The sequence below is a fragment of the Pseudoduganella guangdongensis genome (assembly GCF_009857475.1).
GTDB classification, from domain to species: domain Bacteria; phylum Pseudomonadota; class Gammaproteobacteria; order Burkholderiales; family Burkholderiaceae_D; genus Rugamonas; species Rugamonas guangdongensis.
In genome coordinates, this window is the sequence record NZ_WWCJ01000004.1 from 297,598 (window position 1) to 313,609 (window position 16,012).

Genomic DNA, 16,012 nt, shown 5'->3' on the forward strand with positions numbered 1-16,012 from the left:
TATGAACTTGCTCGACATTATGCGTACTTCCGCCGTGATCCCGGTGATCGCGATCGATGATCCTGACCATGCCGTGCCGCTGGCGAAAGCCCTGGTGGCAGGCGGCATCCGGGTGCTGGAAGTAACCCTGCGCACCAAGCACGGCCTGGGCGCGATCCGCGCCATGAGCGAGGTGGAAGGCGCCATCGTCGGCGTCGGCACCTTGACCCAGCCCGAGGAATTCGCCGCCGCGCGCGACGCGGGCGCGGTGTTCGGCGTCTCGCCGGGCCTGACCGATGCGCTGATCGGCGCCGCCAAGTCGAGCGGCCTGCCGCTGCTGCCGGGCGTGATGACGCCGTCGGAAGTGATGAAGGCGCGCGAGCAGGGCTTCAAGCAGCTCAAGCTGTTCCCGGCGGTGCCTGCGGGCGGCGTCGGCATGCTGAACGCGCTTGCCGGCCCGCTGTCGGACGTGGTGTTCTGCCCCACCGGCGGCATTTCGCAGGACACGGCGCCGGCCTTCCTGTCGCTGAAAAACGTGGCTTGCGTGGGCGGCTCCTGGCTCACCCCGAAAGACGCCCTGCAGGCCGGCGACTGGGACCGTATCACCGCCATCGCCAAGGCGGCCAGCGCCCTGCGCACCTGATGGCAATCATCGCCCGGCCGCTCACGTCGGGCGAGATCGCGCTGGCCCGGCAAGTGTTCGGCAGCGCGATCGACTACAAGCGGGTGCGTGTCCACAACACCCGCTTCATTCCCTTCCTGCAGCGTAAAGACGTTTGCATCACGCCCAACGGCGAACTGTATTTCCACGCCTCGCGCTATCGCGACGACTTTGCCGCCGCCAGCGGGCAGGAGCAGCACTGGTTCATGCACGAAATGGCGCACGTCTGGCAGCACCAGCTGGGCTACCCCGTGCTGTGGCGCGGCGCCATCCGGCTTGGCTTGTCGTATGACTATGAGCCGTCACCCGCGCTGCGCCTGCGCGACTTCAATATGGAAGCGCAGGCCGAGGTGCTGGCCGACTATTTTGCGCTGGCCTACCTGCAGAAAGTGGATGCCGGCGTCCATGCCGACATGTTGCGCGACTTCCTGCGCGATCCCGCCTCGCCGGCCAACCTGCCGCGCCTGGCCTGAAGCTGCGGCTGTCTTTTTGCTAACGTTGTGATATCGTTCTTGCTTTTCAGAACGAATCTTTCCACTCCATGCAAAATCCTTACCAAGCTCCCGCCGCCGACTTGAACAGCGCTCCCAACGCAGCCGCCGACGAGGGCGTGCAGCCTGCCGGCTTCTGGCGCCGTGTCGGTGCCCATTTGCTTGATACGCTCTTCATGTTGCCGGTGGTCGGGCTGACTTACTGGGGCAGCTCGCTGTCGCGCAATTTTTACGCATGGTGGCTGGTGCCCGGGGTGCTGATTGGCTTGTTCTACTCGTGCTACCTGGTGCGGCGCTATGGCGGCACGCCAGGCAAGCTCTTGATGAAACTGCGCGTCGAGATGGCTGACGGTTCGGCGGTCTCCACCAAGGCGGCCTTGCTGCGCGCGGGCGTGCTGCAGGCGCTCGGCTTGGCCACCTCGCTTGGCCTGGCGCTGTCCGCGCTCGCCATGGACGATGCGACTTACCTGGCGATGGGCTTTATGCAGCGTTCGGAGGCGCTGAGCTCCAGCGGGCCGGCGTGGCAGTTTGCCTTGTCGATCGCGTTACAGGTCTGGATCTGGGGCAGCCTGGTGGTGTTACTGGTCAATAAGCGCCGCCGTGCTCCGCATGACTATATCGCCGGCACCGTGCTGGTCAGTGCCGCGCAATAAAAGACGGCCTGCGCTACCATAGGTGCCGAAAGAATAATTAGAGGGGAGTAGCAAAGCATGGGAATCGAAGTCGAAGCAGCGGGTGACCTGCTCACCGCAGGCCTGGTTGCCAAAGAAGTGGAGGGCGACGCGGGCCAGGCCGCCGCCCATGGCCATGGCGCCGCATGCGCCAATTGCGGCACGCCTGTCGCGGGCAATTACTGCGGGCATTGCGGCCAGAAAGGTCACCTGCACAAGTCCGTGCTGCACCTGGGCGAAGAATTGATCCACGGCCTGCTGCACTTCGATACCAAGGGCTGGCGCACCTTGCCGCTGCTGGTGGCGCGCCCGGGCGAGCTGACCCGTCGCTACATCGACGGCCAGCGCACGCGTTTCGTCTCGCCGCTGGCGCTGTTCCTGTTCATGATGTTCTTCATGTTCTTTATCTTCTCGCTGACCATGGGCACCAGCTCGGGCCCGACCACCGTCACCGACGGCAATGACGGCAAGGCGTCCTTCGAGCAGAAGATGAACGACAAGATCGCCGACCAGAAAGCGTTGGTGGCCGAATTCGAGGGGGAACTGAAGGAGGCCGCCCCCGGCACGCCACAGGAAGCGAAATTCAAGCGCAAGCTGGCCGAGGCGCAGAAGAAGCTTGACGGCCTGCACAGCGCACTTGCTGCGGGCAAGGTCGCCATGACCGGCACCACAAAGTTCACCGAGAGCCTGAAGCCCGACGCAAAGAAGGGGCCGCAGGACAAGGCGGAAGAAGCAGAGCTGGCGGCCAATGCGGTCAAGGCCGCCGGGACGCCGGGCCTGGTCGAAGAGATCCTGCGCGATGCACCGATTGAAATCACTCCAGAATCCGGCAGGGTCGGGGAAAAGGGCACCACGTATTCCGACATCGCCTGGATCAACAAAGGCATCAAGCACGCGGTCGAGAATCCCGAGCTGGCGAAGTACAAGCTGAAAAACGCAGCGTATAAGTACTCCTTCCTGCTGGTGCCGATTTCGATGCCCTTCCTCTGGCTAATGTTCTTCTGGCGCCGCGGCATCAGTATGTACGACCACGCGGTGTTCTCGCTGTATTCGCTGTCCTTCATGTCGCTGCTGTTTACTGTCGTGGCGACCCTGAGCTACTTTGAATTCGGCGGTTGGGCCGGCAGCCTGTTTGCCTTTGTGCCGCCGGTGCACATGTTCCTGCAACTGCGCGGCACCTATATGCTGTCGCGCTTCGGCGCCTTCTGGCGCACTTGCATGCTGTTGATCATCACCGTTATCGTGCTGACCATGTACGCGCTGGTGGTACTGGCGCTGTCCGCGACCTAAGGGGCCCTGGTAGTGTTGGAGTTCTTGAGAAGGCTGTTTGCCAGCGAGGAGACGCCTTCGGGTAGGGCCGCACCTGCAGCTGTGCCAGCTGTTAAGTCGAAGGGCACTGCGCTATCCGACGAGGCGGCGCGGATGGCGCGCACCTGGACCGATATGCTGGCGTTGGAACAGGCGTTGCGTGACTATTCGGGCTACGTTCGCCAGGAGGCGATCTTACGCTGCGCAGAGTTGCGCCTATCGAATTCCTTGGTAATGATCGCGACCCGTTTAAATGACTGGGTGCCACAGGTGCGGCACGCTGCCCGGAAAGCGATCCTGGAATTGTTGCCCGAGGCAAGCCGGGATGAGCAACTCACAACCTTGCACCTGGTCTGTGAATTACGGAATGCCGGCCGGACAAATCATGACGTGTGGATTGCGGAGTTCGAAAAGCACCTGCTTTCCGTAGTGGGAGAGCAGGCGCTTTGGGAAGGCTTGGCCAGTGGATCGCGCAAGCAAGCGCGCGCCTGTTTTGAGCTACTGCGCAAACTGCCAGATATTCCGCTGGCGCGATTGCTAACGCTCTGCGTGGCATCACGCGACGACATCATGCTTGCCTTGCGCGGCGCGGAGATGGCTTGTCGGCTGGATGCCGAAGATTCGATTGCCGTGCTGAAGTCCGCCATGGACTCGCACTTCGGAGCAGTTCGCCGCGTGGCCCTGCAAAAGCTGTTGCAAGGCCATGATGGGCTGCTTCTTGCCCCAAACTACTTGCTTGATCAGCACGCGACGGTGAGGAACCTCGCAATTGCCTGCCTGCGCGGAACCGGATTTGACCTGTCAGGCTTCTATCGCGGCGTCCTGCTTGATGAAGAGGTTCGCCCGGCAAGCAGGCGGACTGCGCTATTGTCGCTGGCTGTATTGGACAGCAAGGAGGACCTGCCGCTGGTGAAGGGGTTGGCGCACAGCGAATTCGTCAGCATACGGACTGCGGCTTATGCGGCCTGGCTAAGGCTGGCGGCTGGCGAGAAGGACGCTTTAGTCCTGCAGGCCTTCGCCGATAGCGCGGTCTCGGTGCGGAAGTTCGCGCGTATGGTCATGGAGCGCCACGGCGCATATATCGCCTTTTCGGATATCTACCGCCTGTTTGGCAAGAGTACCGATACGCTCGATCTGATGTTCATCACGCGCGCCCACAAATGGAACTGGCTGGAGGCTATAGCGGCCGTGGCGCGCGGATTGCCGCCCGATTCGCCGCTGCGTGAGCGGCTCGCTGGAGAGCTGCGTAGCTGGATCTATGACGCGAAGTGGGCCCGTCATCGCCCGATGGGAAGCCAGGCGCAGGATCTGGCGGGCGCTGCAACGCTTGCGGCGCTTGAGAGCTTGATCGCTGCCGATAGCGATCAAATTACCCTATTGCGGGCGCAGATCGAGGCCATGGCAAAGACATAATATGGACATTGACGTACACACGATACGCGCTGGCGCAGCCGGTGCTGAACTGGCAGGTTTCCTGCTGCCTACGCAGCAGGCGCTGATTCATGAATGCGGATGGTTGAAAATGCTGGCGCCACGCGCAGCTGGCGGCGCGGAGTTGCCTTTGCCGGAGGCGGTGCGGTTGGAGGAGGCGATTGCGGAAGCCGATGGCAGCATGGGCTGGGTGGTGACGCTGTGCGCTGGTGCGGGCTGGTTTGCCGGCTTCCTGGCGCCGGACGCGGCGCGCGCGATCATCGCTACGCCTGATGTTTGCCTGGCGGGTAGTGGGGCGCCAACAGGTTTCGCCGACCGCGAAGGCGATGGTTTCCGTATCACCGGCCGCTGGGATATCGCCAGCGGGGCGCCGATGGCGACGCATTTCACCTTGAATGCGGTCTTGCGCGAGGGCGGGGTGCCGCTTGCGGGGGCGGATGGGCAGCCGTGCGTGCGGGCGTTTGTCGTGCCGGCGGCGCAGGTGGTGGTGGTGCCGACCTGGCGCAGTTTCGGCATGCGGGGAACGGCGTCCCATAGCTACCGCATCGACGCTGCCTGGGTGCCGGCCAGCCATGGATTTGCTATCGATCCGGCTTGCACTACGGCGCCAGGGGCGCTATATCGCTTTCCGTTCATGTTGCTGGCGTGGGTGACGCTGGCGGCGAATTTGTCGGGCATGGCGCGGCATTTCCTCACGCTGGCAGGCGAGATCGTCGCGGCGCGCCGCCAGCCGCCGGCCAGTGCACAGGATGCATTGGCGCGGGCTGGCATGGCACTGGAAGGCTCGCGCGAGCGGATGTACGCGCTACTTGACCAGGCGTGGGCGCAGGCGGCGTCTTTACCGGCTGCGGCTGGCGCGGGCTGCGCGGTGGACGCCGCGCTCGATGCGCGCCTGCGCGAGGCTTGCCAGGCGCTGGTGGCGGCGGCGCGGCGCGCGGTAGCTGACATTTATCCCTACTGCGGCCTGCGCGCGGCGCAGGAGGACTCTGACATCAACCGTGTCTGGCGCGATTTCCATACCGCCAGCCAGCATGCCCTGTTCGCGCCATGATCGAATTCCTGTTTGAAGTGGTCGGCGAGTTCCTGCTGCAGATCGTGCTGGAGGCGCTGGCCGAGCTTGGCCTGCATTCGGTGGGCGAGCCGTTCCGCAAGCGTCCCAATCCATGGATGGCGGGCTTCGGCTACGCCATCTTCGGCGCCATTGCCGGCGGCATTTCGCTCTGGCTGCTGCCGGAGCACATGGTGCACAGCGAAGTCCTGCGCAAGATCAACCTGCTGCTGACGCCTTTGGCGGCGGGCGGCATGATGTGCCTGATGGGCGCCTGGCGCGCGCGGCGCGGCGATACGCTGCTGCGCATTGACCGTTTTGCTTACGGCTATGTGTTTGCGCTGTCGCTGGCGCTGGTCCGTTTTGCATTTGCACATTGAAGGAGGCCAGTGATGGCATGGCTGGTTTTTAAGTACCTGGTGACGGCGGGCGTGGTGGTGGCGGTATCGGAATTCGCCAAGCGCAGCGACAGGATCGGCGGCCTGATTGCGGCGCTGCCGCTGGTCACGGTGCTGGCCCTGATCTGGCTCTATGTCGAGCAGCAGCCGCAGGAAAAGATCGCCAACCACGCCTGGTACACCTTCTGGTATGTGGTACCGACGCTGCCGATGTTCCTGGTTTTCCCCTGGCTGCTGCCGCGCCTGGGATTCTGGCTGACGCTGGGCGCTTGCGTGCTGCTGACGGTTGCCTGCTTCGCCGCGTTTGCGGTGGGCGTGCGCCGCTTCGGGATCGAACTGCTTTAACCGATCAGCCGCGTGGCGTAGGTATCCTGCACCAGGCCGCCGGGCAGCTGGCGCGTGCCGGTGTGGCGCAAGGGGATGTCGTGGCCGGTATGGCCGAAGAGGGGAATGCCGCGCCCCAGTAAAACGGGGATGGTGGTGATGGTCAGTTCGTCCACCAGGTCTTCGCGGATGAAGCTTTGCACCGTCTGGCCGCCGTCGACATACAAGCCCTGGCAGCCGCTTGCCGCCAGCGCATCGTACAGCGCACGCACCGGGCCCGGATGCAGCGCCACCTTGCCCGCCAGCGAAGCCGGCAGGTCATCCAGCATGCGGCTCAGCACCACCACGCGTTTGCCCTCATACGGCCAGTCCTCGAAACCCAGCACGGTCTCGAACGTGTAGCGACCCATCACGATCACGTCGATGCCGGCCATGAAGGCGTCGTAGCCGGTGTCGCCCTCGGTTGGCGTGCGCGCCATCAGCCAATCGAGGTTGCCGTCCTCGCGCGCGATGAATCCATCCAGGCTGCTGGCGATAAAGACCGACGTTTTCATAAGGATTCAACCCGGTTGCGGCCGCATGCTTTGGCCTGGTAGAGGGCGCGGTCGGCGGCGTTGATCAGGTCATACACTTCGCCGGCATGGCCGCTATCCGTGCTGGCGACGCCGATGCTGATGGTGATGATGCGCTCGTCGGCGCGCGCCGCCTGGTGCGGGATGCGCAGGTCGCGCACTTTGCGGCACATGGCGTTGGCCATCATCACCGCCGCGTCGCCCGGGGTGTCGGGCAGGATCACGGCGAACTCCTCGCCGCCGTAGCGCGCAAACAGGTCGGCAGGGCGCTGCTGCATGGTCGACAGGGCCGAGGCCACCGCCTCCAGGCAGGCGTCGCCTTGCTGGTGGCCGTAGTGGTCGTTATAGGCCTTGAAGAAGTCGATGTCGAGCATCATCAGCGAGAGCGAGGTGCCCATGCGCCGCGCGCGCCGCGTTTCGCGGTCGATCGCCATGTCGAAGTGGCGGCGGTTGGCGACGCCGGTCAGGTCGTCCAGCAGGGTTTGCGAGCGCAGCGCCATGGCTTGCTCGCGCAGCAGGCTTTCGCGCTGCACGGCGGCGCTGACATCGGTGACCTGCAGCAGGCAGTAACGCTCGTTGTTGGCGATGTTGAGCGGGCTGACGGTGATTTGCTGCTGCATGCGTTCGCCCTTTTCCGCCGCGCTCTTGCTGCTGTACAGCGGCAGCGGCCAGCGGTTCAGGGTTTGCGACAGCAGCGCCGGCATATTGTTGTTCAGGGCCTGGCGGATGGCCGTGTCCAGGCGCTTGTCGCGCTGCTCGGGAAAGAGGTCGAAGAAATTGCGCTCCAGCGTTTCCGCGCTCAGCACGCCCGTGTGCTGGCTCATCCAGCGGTTCCACAGCACGATGCAATGGTTGGCGTCCAGCACCAGCGCACCGACGTCGATGCAGTCGATCACGCCCTGCAGCAAGGGCAGGGACTCGACCGAGCACCTCATGGCTGGACTCCGCCCACGGTGCGTTCCAGGAAGGCGGCCACGTGCTGTTTCAGGTCCTGCAGCGCCGTCATATCCATGATGAAGGCGACGTCGCCGGTGATCTGGCGCCGCTCGATCATGAACTCGATGTGCAGCATCAGCACGGCGGTTTCGGCGCTGCCGGCCCGCACCAGGATGTCCTCGCTGTAGCCGACATGGTAGTCGGGCAGGGAGCCTTGCAGCTCGCGCCCGAGCAGGTTGGCCAGCGCGCCGACGCAGCTGTTGAGCAGGATATTGCCGATCTCGCTCATGGCTTCCTGCTCCATGGCCGACAGTTCGGCCAGGGGCATGGTGTCGCCCACCATCAGGCGCACGATTTCCTGGCTTTTTTCTTCCGGGAACATGAGGATGGCTTCGGTCTCGAAGGCGCCGCTGTAGTGCTGGCTGATGCCGCACAGGCGCCCGTTGCCGGTGCTGCGGCTGGCCAGCAGCCGGGCGGCGGCGGCGCGGGTCAGGAAGCTGATCGCCGGCACCGACATGGCGACTGTTTCGCTGACGATTTCGCTCATGGCGGCGGCGGCCTGGCCCACGCCGATATTGAACAGCTCGACGAGGGCGTCGTGCTCCAGGTCAGTCAGCCGGACCATGTCAGGCTTCCAGCGGGGCAATCAGCTGGGCGATACGCTCGGCGGTGATCGGCTTCTCCATGAAGCCGACCCCGATCGCCGCGGCGCGCTGGCGGGTGGCGGCTTGCACATTGGCGGTCAGCAGGGAGATATGGGCCTTGGGCAGCATGACGCGCAGGCGGGCGGCGGCGTCGACCCCGCTCATGCCGGGCATATTCACGTCCAACAACACCAGGTCGGGCTGCAAGCCTTCGGCCTTGGCCAGGGCTTCGTCGCCGTTGGCGGCTTCTTCCACCACCCAGTCGGCATGGCGCACCTCGATGTGCTGGCGGGTCAGCATGCGCGACACGCGGCTGTCGTCCACAATTAGTACGGTACTTGGCTTCATCGCAGTTTTCCCGGGTGAGTGTGGCAGTTCGGATAAAATACGCCATCCTTTTTATCCGCTTCCTTGAATCCATTGTAACTATGACGCAAGACAAATTGAAACAGGCTGTTGCTATTTCCGCTATCGAGTATGTGATCGACGGCGAAATCATCGGCGTTGGTACCGGTTCCACCGCGAACTTCTTCATTGATGAATTAGGCAAGATCAAGCACCGTATCAAGGGCGCTGTTGCCTCGTCGGAAGCCACGGCAGCGCGCCTGGCGGGCCACGGCATCCCTGTCTTCGATCTTAACGAGGTTTCGGAGATTGCGGTATACATTGATGGCGCCGACGAGATCAACGCGGCTGGCCACATGATCAAGGGCGGCGGCGCGGCGCTGACGCGCGAGAAGATCGTGGCGTCGGTCTCGAAGCAGTTCGTCTGCATCGCCGATGGTTCCAAACTGGTGGAAACCCTGGGCAAATTCCCGCTGCCGGTGGAAGTGCTGCCGATGGCGCGCAATGCCGTCATGCGCCAGCTGGCGGCCCTGGGCGGCCAGCCGAAAGTACGCACCAAGGCCGGTTCCGACGAGATCTTCGTGACCGACAATGGCGGCAATATCATCGACGTGGCCGGCCTCGCGATCACCGACCCGGTGGCGCTGGAATCGCGCATCAACCAGATGGTTGGCGTGGTGGCGGTCGGCCTGTTCGCGGCCCGTGGCGCCAACGTCTGCCTGCTGGGCACGCCGGATGGCGTGCGCACCGTCAAGTACTGATTTTTCTTCGCTTAGAAAGAGCCCATGAAACGACTGTCCCTGCTGTTGCTGGCCGCTGGTTTGTTGAGTGCCTGTTCCTACATTCCCTTCCTGAAGAAAGACGCCGAGCTCGCCCAAGCGCCGCTGCCGCGCAAATCCGCGCAGGCGGATGCCAGCGCCAAACGGGTCATGGTGAACGGCGTGGAAGTGCAGAAGGTGGATTTCCGCCCTGGTATTTCATCGGCAACGGTGGAGCAACTGGCGAAGGCCGAACAGTGCCGCGGCGGGCAGGGGGCAGGGCTGATGACGGAGCCGGGTCCGGTGGAGGTGTACCGGATGGCGTGCGATAACGGGAAGGTGTTCCTGGCGCGCTGTGAGCTGCGCCAGTGCAAACCGATGAAACTAAATGGGGGCGTCCCCCATTTGGTGAATCAGTAAATGGGGTGCGCCCCCATTTAAATTACTCGGCGGGCGGCACGTAGCCGGCCGCCTGGTCGGCGCCTTCGCCGAAGAAGTGCTTCTCCATCTGCGCGGCCAGGTATTTGCGCGCGCGCACGTCGGCCAGGTTCAGGCGGTTCTCGTTGACCAGCATGGTCTGGTGCTTGATCCAGGCGGCCCACGCTTCTTTCGACACGGATTGATAAATACGCTTGCCCAGCTCGCCCGGGTACGGCGGGAAGTCGAGGCCTTCGGCTTCCTTGTTCAGTTTAATGCAGTGGACGGTACGGGCCATCTTCAGTACTCCTCAAAAAAACAATTATAAGGTCTTGATCAACACCTGCGACTTGCGCTGCCAGTTGTAGAGGCGCTGGCGGTCTTTCGGCAGGGCGTCGACAGTGGCGGGCACGAAGCCGCGTTTGATGAACCAGTGCGCGGTGCGGGTGGTCAGCACGAACAGCTTGCTGATGCCCTGCGCCCGGGCGCGGTTTTCCATATGCTTCAGGATGCGCTCGCCGTCGCCCTGGGCTTGCACATCCGGGTTGACGGTCAGGCATGCCATTTCGGCCATTTTTTCTTCCGGGAAGGCGTACAGCGCGGCGCAGCCGAAGATCACGCCATCGTGCTCGATGACGGAGAACATTTCGATCTCGCGTTCGATCAGTTCGCGGCCGCGCTTGACCAGGGTGCCGTCGGCCTCCAGCGGTTCGATCAGCTTGATGATGCCGCCCACGTCTTCAATGGTGGCGGGGCGCAGCGATTCCAGGTTCTCGTGCGAGATCATGGTGCCCACGCCATCGTGGGTGAACAGTTCCAGCAGGGCCGAGCCGTCCATGGCGAAGGGCACGATGTGGGAACGCTCGACGCCGTTGTTGCAGGCCTTGACGCAGTGCTTCAGGTAGTAGGCGGTGTTATCGGGCAGGAAGCCCGCTTGCAGCACGGCTTCCGCCTGGTGCGAGGACAGTTCACGGATTTCGGTGCCGCCGGCGTCGGTCATCATCTCGGTTTCGGTGATGAAGACCAGTTTGTCGGCGTGCAGGGCGATGGCGGCGGTGCAGGCCACGTCCTCCATCGTCAGGTTGAAGGTTTCGCCGGTCGGCGAGAAGCCCAGCGGCGACAGCAGCACCACGCCGTCCGAGCCCATGATGGAATGCAGGGTCTCGGCATCGACCTTGCGGGTGACGCCGGTCAGCTCGAAATCGACGCCGTCGATCACGCCCAGCGGGCGGGCCGTGATGAAATTGCCGGAAATGATACGGACTGCGGCGTGCGACATCGGGGTGTTCGGCAAACCCTGGCTGAACGCGGCCTCGATGTCGAGGCGCAGTTCGCCGGCGGCTTCCTTGGCGCATTCCATGGCGGCAGTGTCGGTGACGCGGATGCCATTATGGAAACGGCCCGCCACGTTACGCAGGGCCAGCTGCTCGGCGACCTGGGGACGCGAGCCGTAGACCACGGTGACGTTGATGTCCAAGGCGTGCAGCAAGGACAGGTCGTGCGCCAGCACCGGCAGGGCGCCGGCGGAGACCAGTTCACCGGGGAATGCCACCACGAAGGTCTTGCCGCGGAAGGCGTGGACATAGGGCGCTACGGAGCGCAGCCAGGAGACGAATTGGATAGGGTTTTCCATTATCCGCGCATTATAATGCGCTGCGCGGTTTTCGCGCCCAATCTAGTGTAAAAAACGATGTCAGAAGCAAGCAAGAAGAATCCACCCCAGCAACCAGGCTCCCAGCGCCCGCAAGGCGAGCCGCGTCCGCAAGCGCGCCGCGCTCCCGCGCCAGGTGGCGGGCGTGCTCCCGCCGGCGCCGATGCCGTCGCTCGCACGCCTGGCGCCGCGCCGCGCCGCGCCGGCGAACGGGGGGAGGGCCGCCGTGAACGCGAGACGCCGGAACAGCGCGCTGCCCGCGAAGCCGTGCAAGCGTTCCGCAATCCGCTGCCGCCGATCACCTTCCCGGAAGACTTGCCGGTCTCCGGCCGCCGCGCGGAGATCGCCGCGGCCCTGAGCCAGCACCAGGTGGTGATCGTCTCGGGTGAAACCGGCTCCGGTAAAACCACCCAGCTGCCGAAAATCTGCCTGGAACTGGGGCGCGGCCAGAAAGGCCTGATCGGCCACACCCAGCCGCGCCGGATCGCCGCCTCGTCCACCGCCAAACGCATCGCGGTGGAGCTGGGCACGCCGCTGGGGGAAACCGTCGGCTACAAGGTGCGCTTCAACGACACCCTGAGCAAGGGCGCCTCGGTCAAGCTGATGACCGACGGTATCCTGCTGGCCGAAACCCAGACCGACCCGCTGCTCAAGGGCTATGACACGATCATCATCGACGAAGCGCACGAACGTAGCCTGAACATCGACTTCCTGCTTGGCTACCTGAAGCAGATCCTGCCGCGCCGCCCGGACTTGAAGGTGATCATCACCTCCGCCACCATCGACGCCGAACGCTTCGCCCGCCATTTCAGCCAGGAGGGCAAGCCGCCGGTGCCGGTGATCGAAGTTTCCGGTCGCCTGTACGCGGTGGAAGTGCGCTATCGCCCGGTGGAACGCGACCAGGTCGTGGTGCCGGGCGCGCAGCAAGGCCCGGACGCCAAAGGCGCCCGCACCGCCGCCGCGCGCGACAAGCGCGACCTGATGGACGCCATCATCGACGGCGTCGATGAGGTTTGCCGCATCGGCAGCGGCGACGTGCTGGTGTTCCTGCCCGGCGAACGCGAAATCCGCGACGCCGCCGAGGCCCTGCGCAAGCACCACCCGCCGCACGTTGAAATCCTGCCCCTGTTCGCGCGCCTCTCGGTGGAGGAACAGGACCGCGTGTTCCGCACCACCAACGCGCGCCGCATCGTGCTGGCCACCAACGTGGCGGAAACCTCGCTGACCGTGCCTGGCATCCGCTACGTGGTGGACGCCGGCCTGGCGCGCGTCAAGCGCTACAGCTACCGCAACAAGGTGGAGCAGCTGCAGATCGAGCCGGTGGCGCAATCGGCTGCCAACCAGCGCGCCGGCCGTTGCGGCCGTGTGGCCGACGGCGTCTGTATCCGCCTGTATGACGAGCAGGATTTCCTGCAGCGGCCCAAGTTCACCGATCCGGAGATCCTGCGCTCCTCGCTGGCCTCCGTCATCCTGCGCATGAAGTCCCTGCACCTGACGGACGTGGAGAGCTTCCCCTTCATCGAGCCGCCGCTCGGCCGCGCCATCGCCGACGGCTACCAGCTGCTGCAGGAACTGGGCGCGGTCGACGACGACAACGCGCTGACCCCGCTGGGCCGCAAGCTGGCCAAGCTGCCGCTCGACCCGCGCGTGGGCCGCATGATCCTGGGCGCGCAGGAATTCGACTGCCTGAACGAAGTGCTGATCGTCGCCGCCGCACTGTCGGTGCAGGATCCGCGCGACCGCCCGGTGGAGCACCAGCAGGCCGCCGACGAGGCGCACAAAAAGTTCGCCGACGAGAAGTCCGAGTTCCTCAGCTACCTGAAAATCTGGCAGTGGTTCGAGAACGCCATCGAACACAAGAAGTCCAACCGCCAGTTGATGGACACCTGCCGCGCCAGCTTCCTGAACCAGCTGCGCCTGCGCGAGTGGCGCGACGTGCACTCGCAACTGCTCACCATCGTCAAAGAGCAAGGCTGGCGCACCAACGCGCTGCCGGCCACCTACGACCAGCTGCACATGGCGCTGCTGACCGGACTGTTGGGCAATATCGGCTTCAAGGGCGAGGATGAACCGGGCGGCGCCTACCTGGGCGCGCGCGGCATCAAGTTCCATATCTGGCCAGGCTCGCACCTGTCGAAGAAGCCGGGCAAGTGGATCGTCTCCGCCGAGCTGGTGGAAACCACGCGCCTGTATGCGCGCTGCGTGGCCCGTATCGAGCCGGAATGGATCGAGAAGATCGGCGGCCACCTGCTGAAAAAATCCTGGGGCGAGCCGCGCTGGGAGAAACGCCCGGCACAGGTGACTGCGTCCGAACGCGCCACCTTGTACGGCCTGGTCGTGTATAGCCAGCGCCGCATCAACTACGGCCTGAAAAATCCGGTTGAAGCGCGCGAGATCTTCATCCGCGACGCCCTGGTGGGCGGCGACTACGACACGCGCGCGCCATTCTTCGCGCACAACCACAAGCTGGTGCGCGAGATCGAGAACCTCGAGCACAAGTCGCGCCGCCAGGACGTGCTGGTGGACGACCAGTTGATCGAAGCCTTCTACGACAAGGAGATTCCGGCCGAGGTGGTGAACGGCGCCGGTTTTGAAAAGTGGTACAAGGACGCCTCGCACGACAATCCCAAGCTGCTGTTCCTGATCCGCGACGACCTGATGCGCCACGAGGCGGCCGGCATCACCACCGACCTGTTCCCGAAGAAGATGATGGCGGCCGGCATGGAGATGCAGCTGTCCTACCACTTCGAACCGGGCACGCCGCGCGACGGCGTCACCCTGACGGTGCCGCTGTACGCGCTGAACCAGCTCTCGCGCGAGCGCTGCGAATGGCTGGTGCCGGGCATGCTGAAGGAGAAGGTGCACCTGCTGCTCAAGACGCTGCCGCAAAAGCAGCGCCGCCATATGGTCCCGCTGCCGGACTACGCGGCCAAGTTCTGCGAGCGCACCGAATTCGGGCGCGGCGACCTGGTCGACGCGATCATTGCCGACATCCGCAAGCAGATCACGATCAGCGTGCTGACCTCCGACTTCAAGCCGGAACAGCTGCCAGCGCACCACTTCATGAACTTCAAGGTGGTGGACGAGCATGGCCGCCAGCTTGACATGGGCCGCAACCTGGCCACCTTGCAGGCGGAATACGGCCTGCAGGCGCGCCAGAGCTTCCAGCGCATGGCCGAAGGCGGCAACACGCCTGCCTCCGCCGCGCAGCTGGCGCAGCTCGCGGGCGGCGGCGCCGGCAGCGCCAAGCCCAAGCACGGCGGCATTGCCGCCGACGCCGCGCGTGGCGCCGGCAAGGCGCCTACCCCTGCGGCCACCCCGGCAGCAGCGGGCGGCGCCAGCGCCGCGCAGCACACCAACATCAGCACCTGGAGCTTTGGCGAACTGCCCGAGCTGCTGGAAATCACGCAGGGCAAGCTAAGCCTGATCGGCTTTCCCGCGCTGGTGGACAAAGGCACCCACTGCGACCTGGAAGTGTTCGACGACCCGAATGTGGCCGCCCGCACCCATCGCATCGGCCTACGCCGCCTGTTCATGCTGCAGATGCGCGACCAGATCAAGTTCGTTGAGAAATCAATCCCCAACCTGCAGCAGATGGGCATGCAGTTCATGGCCATGGGCACGCAGGAAGAGCTGCGCGACCAGATCATCGCCAAGGCGATCGACATCGCCTGCCTGCAAGACCCGCTGCCGCTGGACGAGGCGAGCTTCATCAAGCGCAAGGATGAAGGCAAGTCGCGCATTGTGCTGCTGGTGAACGAGATCGCACGCCTGGTGTCGCAAGTGCTGACCGAGTACCACGGCCTGCCCAAGCGGCTGCAGGGCATCAACCAGCAGGTGGCGCAGGACATGCAGCAACAGCTGCAAGGCCTGGTGCACAAACGCTTCCTGATCGAGAACGAGTTCTCGCAGCTGTCGCACTTCCCGCGCTACCTGAAGGCGATGAATGTGCGGCTGGAGAAGCTGCGCGCCGACCCTGCGCGCGACGCCAAGTCGATGGCGGAATGGAACGTGGCCGCCGCGCCTTTCCAGCGCCTGATGCGCGACAAATCCGCCGGCAAGAACACCGACCCGAAACTGGTCGAATACCGCTGGATGCTGGAAGAGTTGCGCGTCTCCCTGTTTGCGCAGGAGCTGCGCACGCCGATGCCGGTCTCGGTCAAACGCCTGACCAAGGTGTGGGAATCGATGCAGCGCTAAAGCGTTTGCAGTGGCGCCCCTGGAACACGCGGCGCAGGTTCTGCTTGCGGCCATGGCCGGTCGCAGGCCGGGGCCTTCGCCTGCTTGGGCGCTTGTTTGCATGGCAGTGCGGCTGGTTCGAAAACCAGCCGATGGTCTGCCTTATGCGCGCTGCGGGCTTGACAGGAAAGCGTCAAAG

Annotated in this window: 17 protein-coding genes; 11 read left to right on the plus strand and 6 right to left on the minus strand. The window is 64.4% G+C overall.

What is annotated here, in order from left to right; translation table 11 throughout:
* Position 1: 1 nt before the first annotated feature.
* The 8 genes from eda to GTP41_RS07465 all read left to right on the plus strand — a co-directional run bounded on the left by eda (position 2) and on the right by GTP41_RS07465 (position 6,332).
* On the plus strand, positions 2–622 hold the full coding sequence (eda, locus tag GTP41_RS07430; RefSeq protein ID WP_202419654.1) for a bifunctional 4-hydroxy-2-oxoglutarate aldolase/2-dehydro-3-deoxy-phosphogluconate aldolase: 621 nt from the start codon (positions 2–4) through the stop codon (positions 620–622).
* Positions 622–1,113, plus strand: coding sequence for a Rhs element Vgr protein (locus GTP41_RS07435; protein ID WP_161024925.1), 492 nt, complete (start codon positions 622–624; stop codon positions 1,111–1,113). Before eda ends, GTP41_RS07435 begins: the two co-directional genes overlap by 1 nt.
* Positions 1,114–1,181: 68 nt before the next feature.
* Positions 1,182–1,784: an RDD family protein gene (locus tag GTP41_RS07440; RefSeq protein WP_161024926.1), complete on the plus strand. Its 603-nt coding sequence runs from the start codon at positions 1,182–1,184 to the stop codon at positions 1,782–1,784.
* 57 nt (positions 1,785–1,841) lie between these two features.
* The gene (locus GTP41_RS07445; RefSeq protein ID WP_161024927.1) at positions 1,842–3,092 is read left to right on the plus strand and encodes a DUF3667 domain-containing protein; all 1,251 of its coding nucleotides are present in this window, start codon (positions 1,842–1,844) and stop codon (positions 3,090–3,092) included.
* Positions 3,093–3,224: 132 nt separating this feature from the next.
* On the plus strand, positions 3,225–4,523 hold the full coding sequence (locus tag GTP41_RS07450; protein ID WP_161024928.1) for a hypothetical protein: 1,299 nt from the start codon (positions 3,225–3,227) through the stop codon (positions 4,521–4,523).
* Between the two features lies 1 nt (position 4,524).
* A complete protein-coding gene (locus tag GTP41_RS07455) occupies positions 4,525–5,592 on the plus strand; it encodes an acyl-CoA dehydrogenase family protein (RefSeq protein WP_161024929.1) in 1,068 nt (355 codons plus the stop codon).
* The gene (locus tag GTP41_RS07460; RefSeq protein WP_161024930.1) at positions 5,589–5,969 is read left to right on the plus strand and encodes a hypothetical protein; all 381 of its coding nucleotides are present in this window, start codon (positions 5,589–5,591) and stop codon (positions 5,967–5,969) included. The genes GTP41_RS07455 and GTP41_RS07460 overlap by 4 nt, the downstream gene beginning before the upstream one ends.
* 12 nt (positions 5,970–5,981) lie before the next feature.
* The gene (locus tag GTP41_RS07465) at positions 5,982–6,332 is read left to right on the plus strand and encodes a DUF3147 family protein (protein WP_161024931.1); all 351 of its coding nucleotides are present in this window, start codon (positions 5,982–5,984) and stop codon (positions 6,330–6,332) included.
* Here the strand turns inward: GTP41_RS07465 and GTP41_RS07470 are convergent.
* Genes GTP41_RS07470 through GTP41_RS07485 form a run of 4 tightly spaced genes read right to left on the minus strand, consistent with a single transcriptional unit; the run spans position 6,329 to position 8,811 of the window.
* Positions 6,329–6,865, minus strand: coding sequence for a dihydrofolate reductase family protein (locus GTP41_RS07470; RefSeq protein WP_161024932.1), 537 nt, complete (start codon positions 6,863–6,865; stop codon positions 6,329–6,331). The genes GTP41_RS07465 and GTP41_RS07470 overlap by 4 nt on opposite strands.
* Positions 6,862–7,818, minus strand: a complete 957-nt coding sequence (locus GTP41_RS07475) for a GGDEF domain-containing protein (protein ID WP_161024933.1) — start codon at positions 7,816–7,818, stop codon at positions 6,862–6,864. The genes GTP41_RS07470 and GTP41_RS07475 overlap by 4 nt, the downstream gene beginning before the upstream one ends.
* A complete protein-coding gene (locus tag GTP41_RS07480) occupies positions 7,815–8,444 on the minus strand; it encodes a chemotaxis protein CheC (RefSeq protein ID WP_161024934.1) in 630 nt (209 codons plus the stop codon). The genes GTP41_RS07475 and GTP41_RS07480 overlap by 4 nt, the downstream gene beginning before the upstream one ends.
* Position 8,445: 1 nt before the next feature.
* Positions 8,446–8,811 (minus strand): response regulator, encoded by a 366-nt coding sequence (locus GTP41_RS07485; RefSeq protein ID WP_161024935.1) that lies wholly within the window; start codon positions 8,809–8,811, stop codon positions 8,446–8,448.
* Between the two features lie 80 nt (positions 8,812–8,891).
* Here GTP41_RS07485 and rpiA point away from each other — a divergent pair, with 80 nt between their 5' ends.
* Together rpiA and GTP41_RS07495 are read left to right on the plus strand one after the other, a co-directional pair.
* Entirely contained in the window at positions 8,892–9,569 is a 678-nt protein-coding gene (gene rpiA / locus GTP41_RS07490; protein WP_161024936.1) for a ribose-5-phosphate isomerase RpiA, read from the plus strand.
* A gap of 24 nt (positions 9,570–9,593) precedes the next feature.
* The gene (locus tag GTP41_RS07495) at positions 9,594–9,986 is read left to right on the plus strand and encodes a hypothetical protein (protein ID WP_161024937.1); all 393 of its coding nucleotides are present in this window, start codon (positions 9,594–9,596) and stop codon (positions 9,984–9,986) included.
* 22 nt (positions 9,987–10,008) lie between these two features.
* On the opposite strand, the gene GTP41_RS07500 is transcribed toward GTP41_RS07495, so the two are convergent.
* Together GTP41_RS07500 and argA are read right to left on the minus strand one after the other, a co-directional pair.
* The gene (locus GTP41_RS07500; protein ID WP_161024938.1) at positions 10,009–10,281 is read right to left on the minus strand and encodes an oxidative damage protection protein; all 273 of its coding nucleotides are present in this window, start codon (positions 10,279–10,281) and stop codon (positions 10,009–10,011) included.
* A gap of 24 nt (positions 10,282–10,305) precedes the next feature.
* Positions 10,306–11,616 carry an amino-acid N-acetyltransferase gene (gene argA / locus GTP41_RS07505; RefSeq protein ID WP_161024939.1) on the minus strand — a complete coding sequence of 437 codons (1,311 nt, stop codon included), beginning with the start codon at positions 11,614–11,616 and terminating at the stop codon, positions 10,306–10,308.
* 57 nt (positions 11,617–11,673) lie between these two features.
* On the opposite strand from argA, the gene hrpA reads away from it, so the two are divergent.
* Positions 11,674–15,834: an ATP-dependent RNA helicase HrpA gene (gene hrpA / locus GTP41_RS07510; RefSeq protein ID WP_161024940.1), complete on the plus strand. Its 4,161-nt coding sequence runs from the start codon at positions 11,674–11,676 to the stop codon at positions 15,832–15,834.
* Positions 15,835–16,012 lie beyond the last annotated feature (178 nt).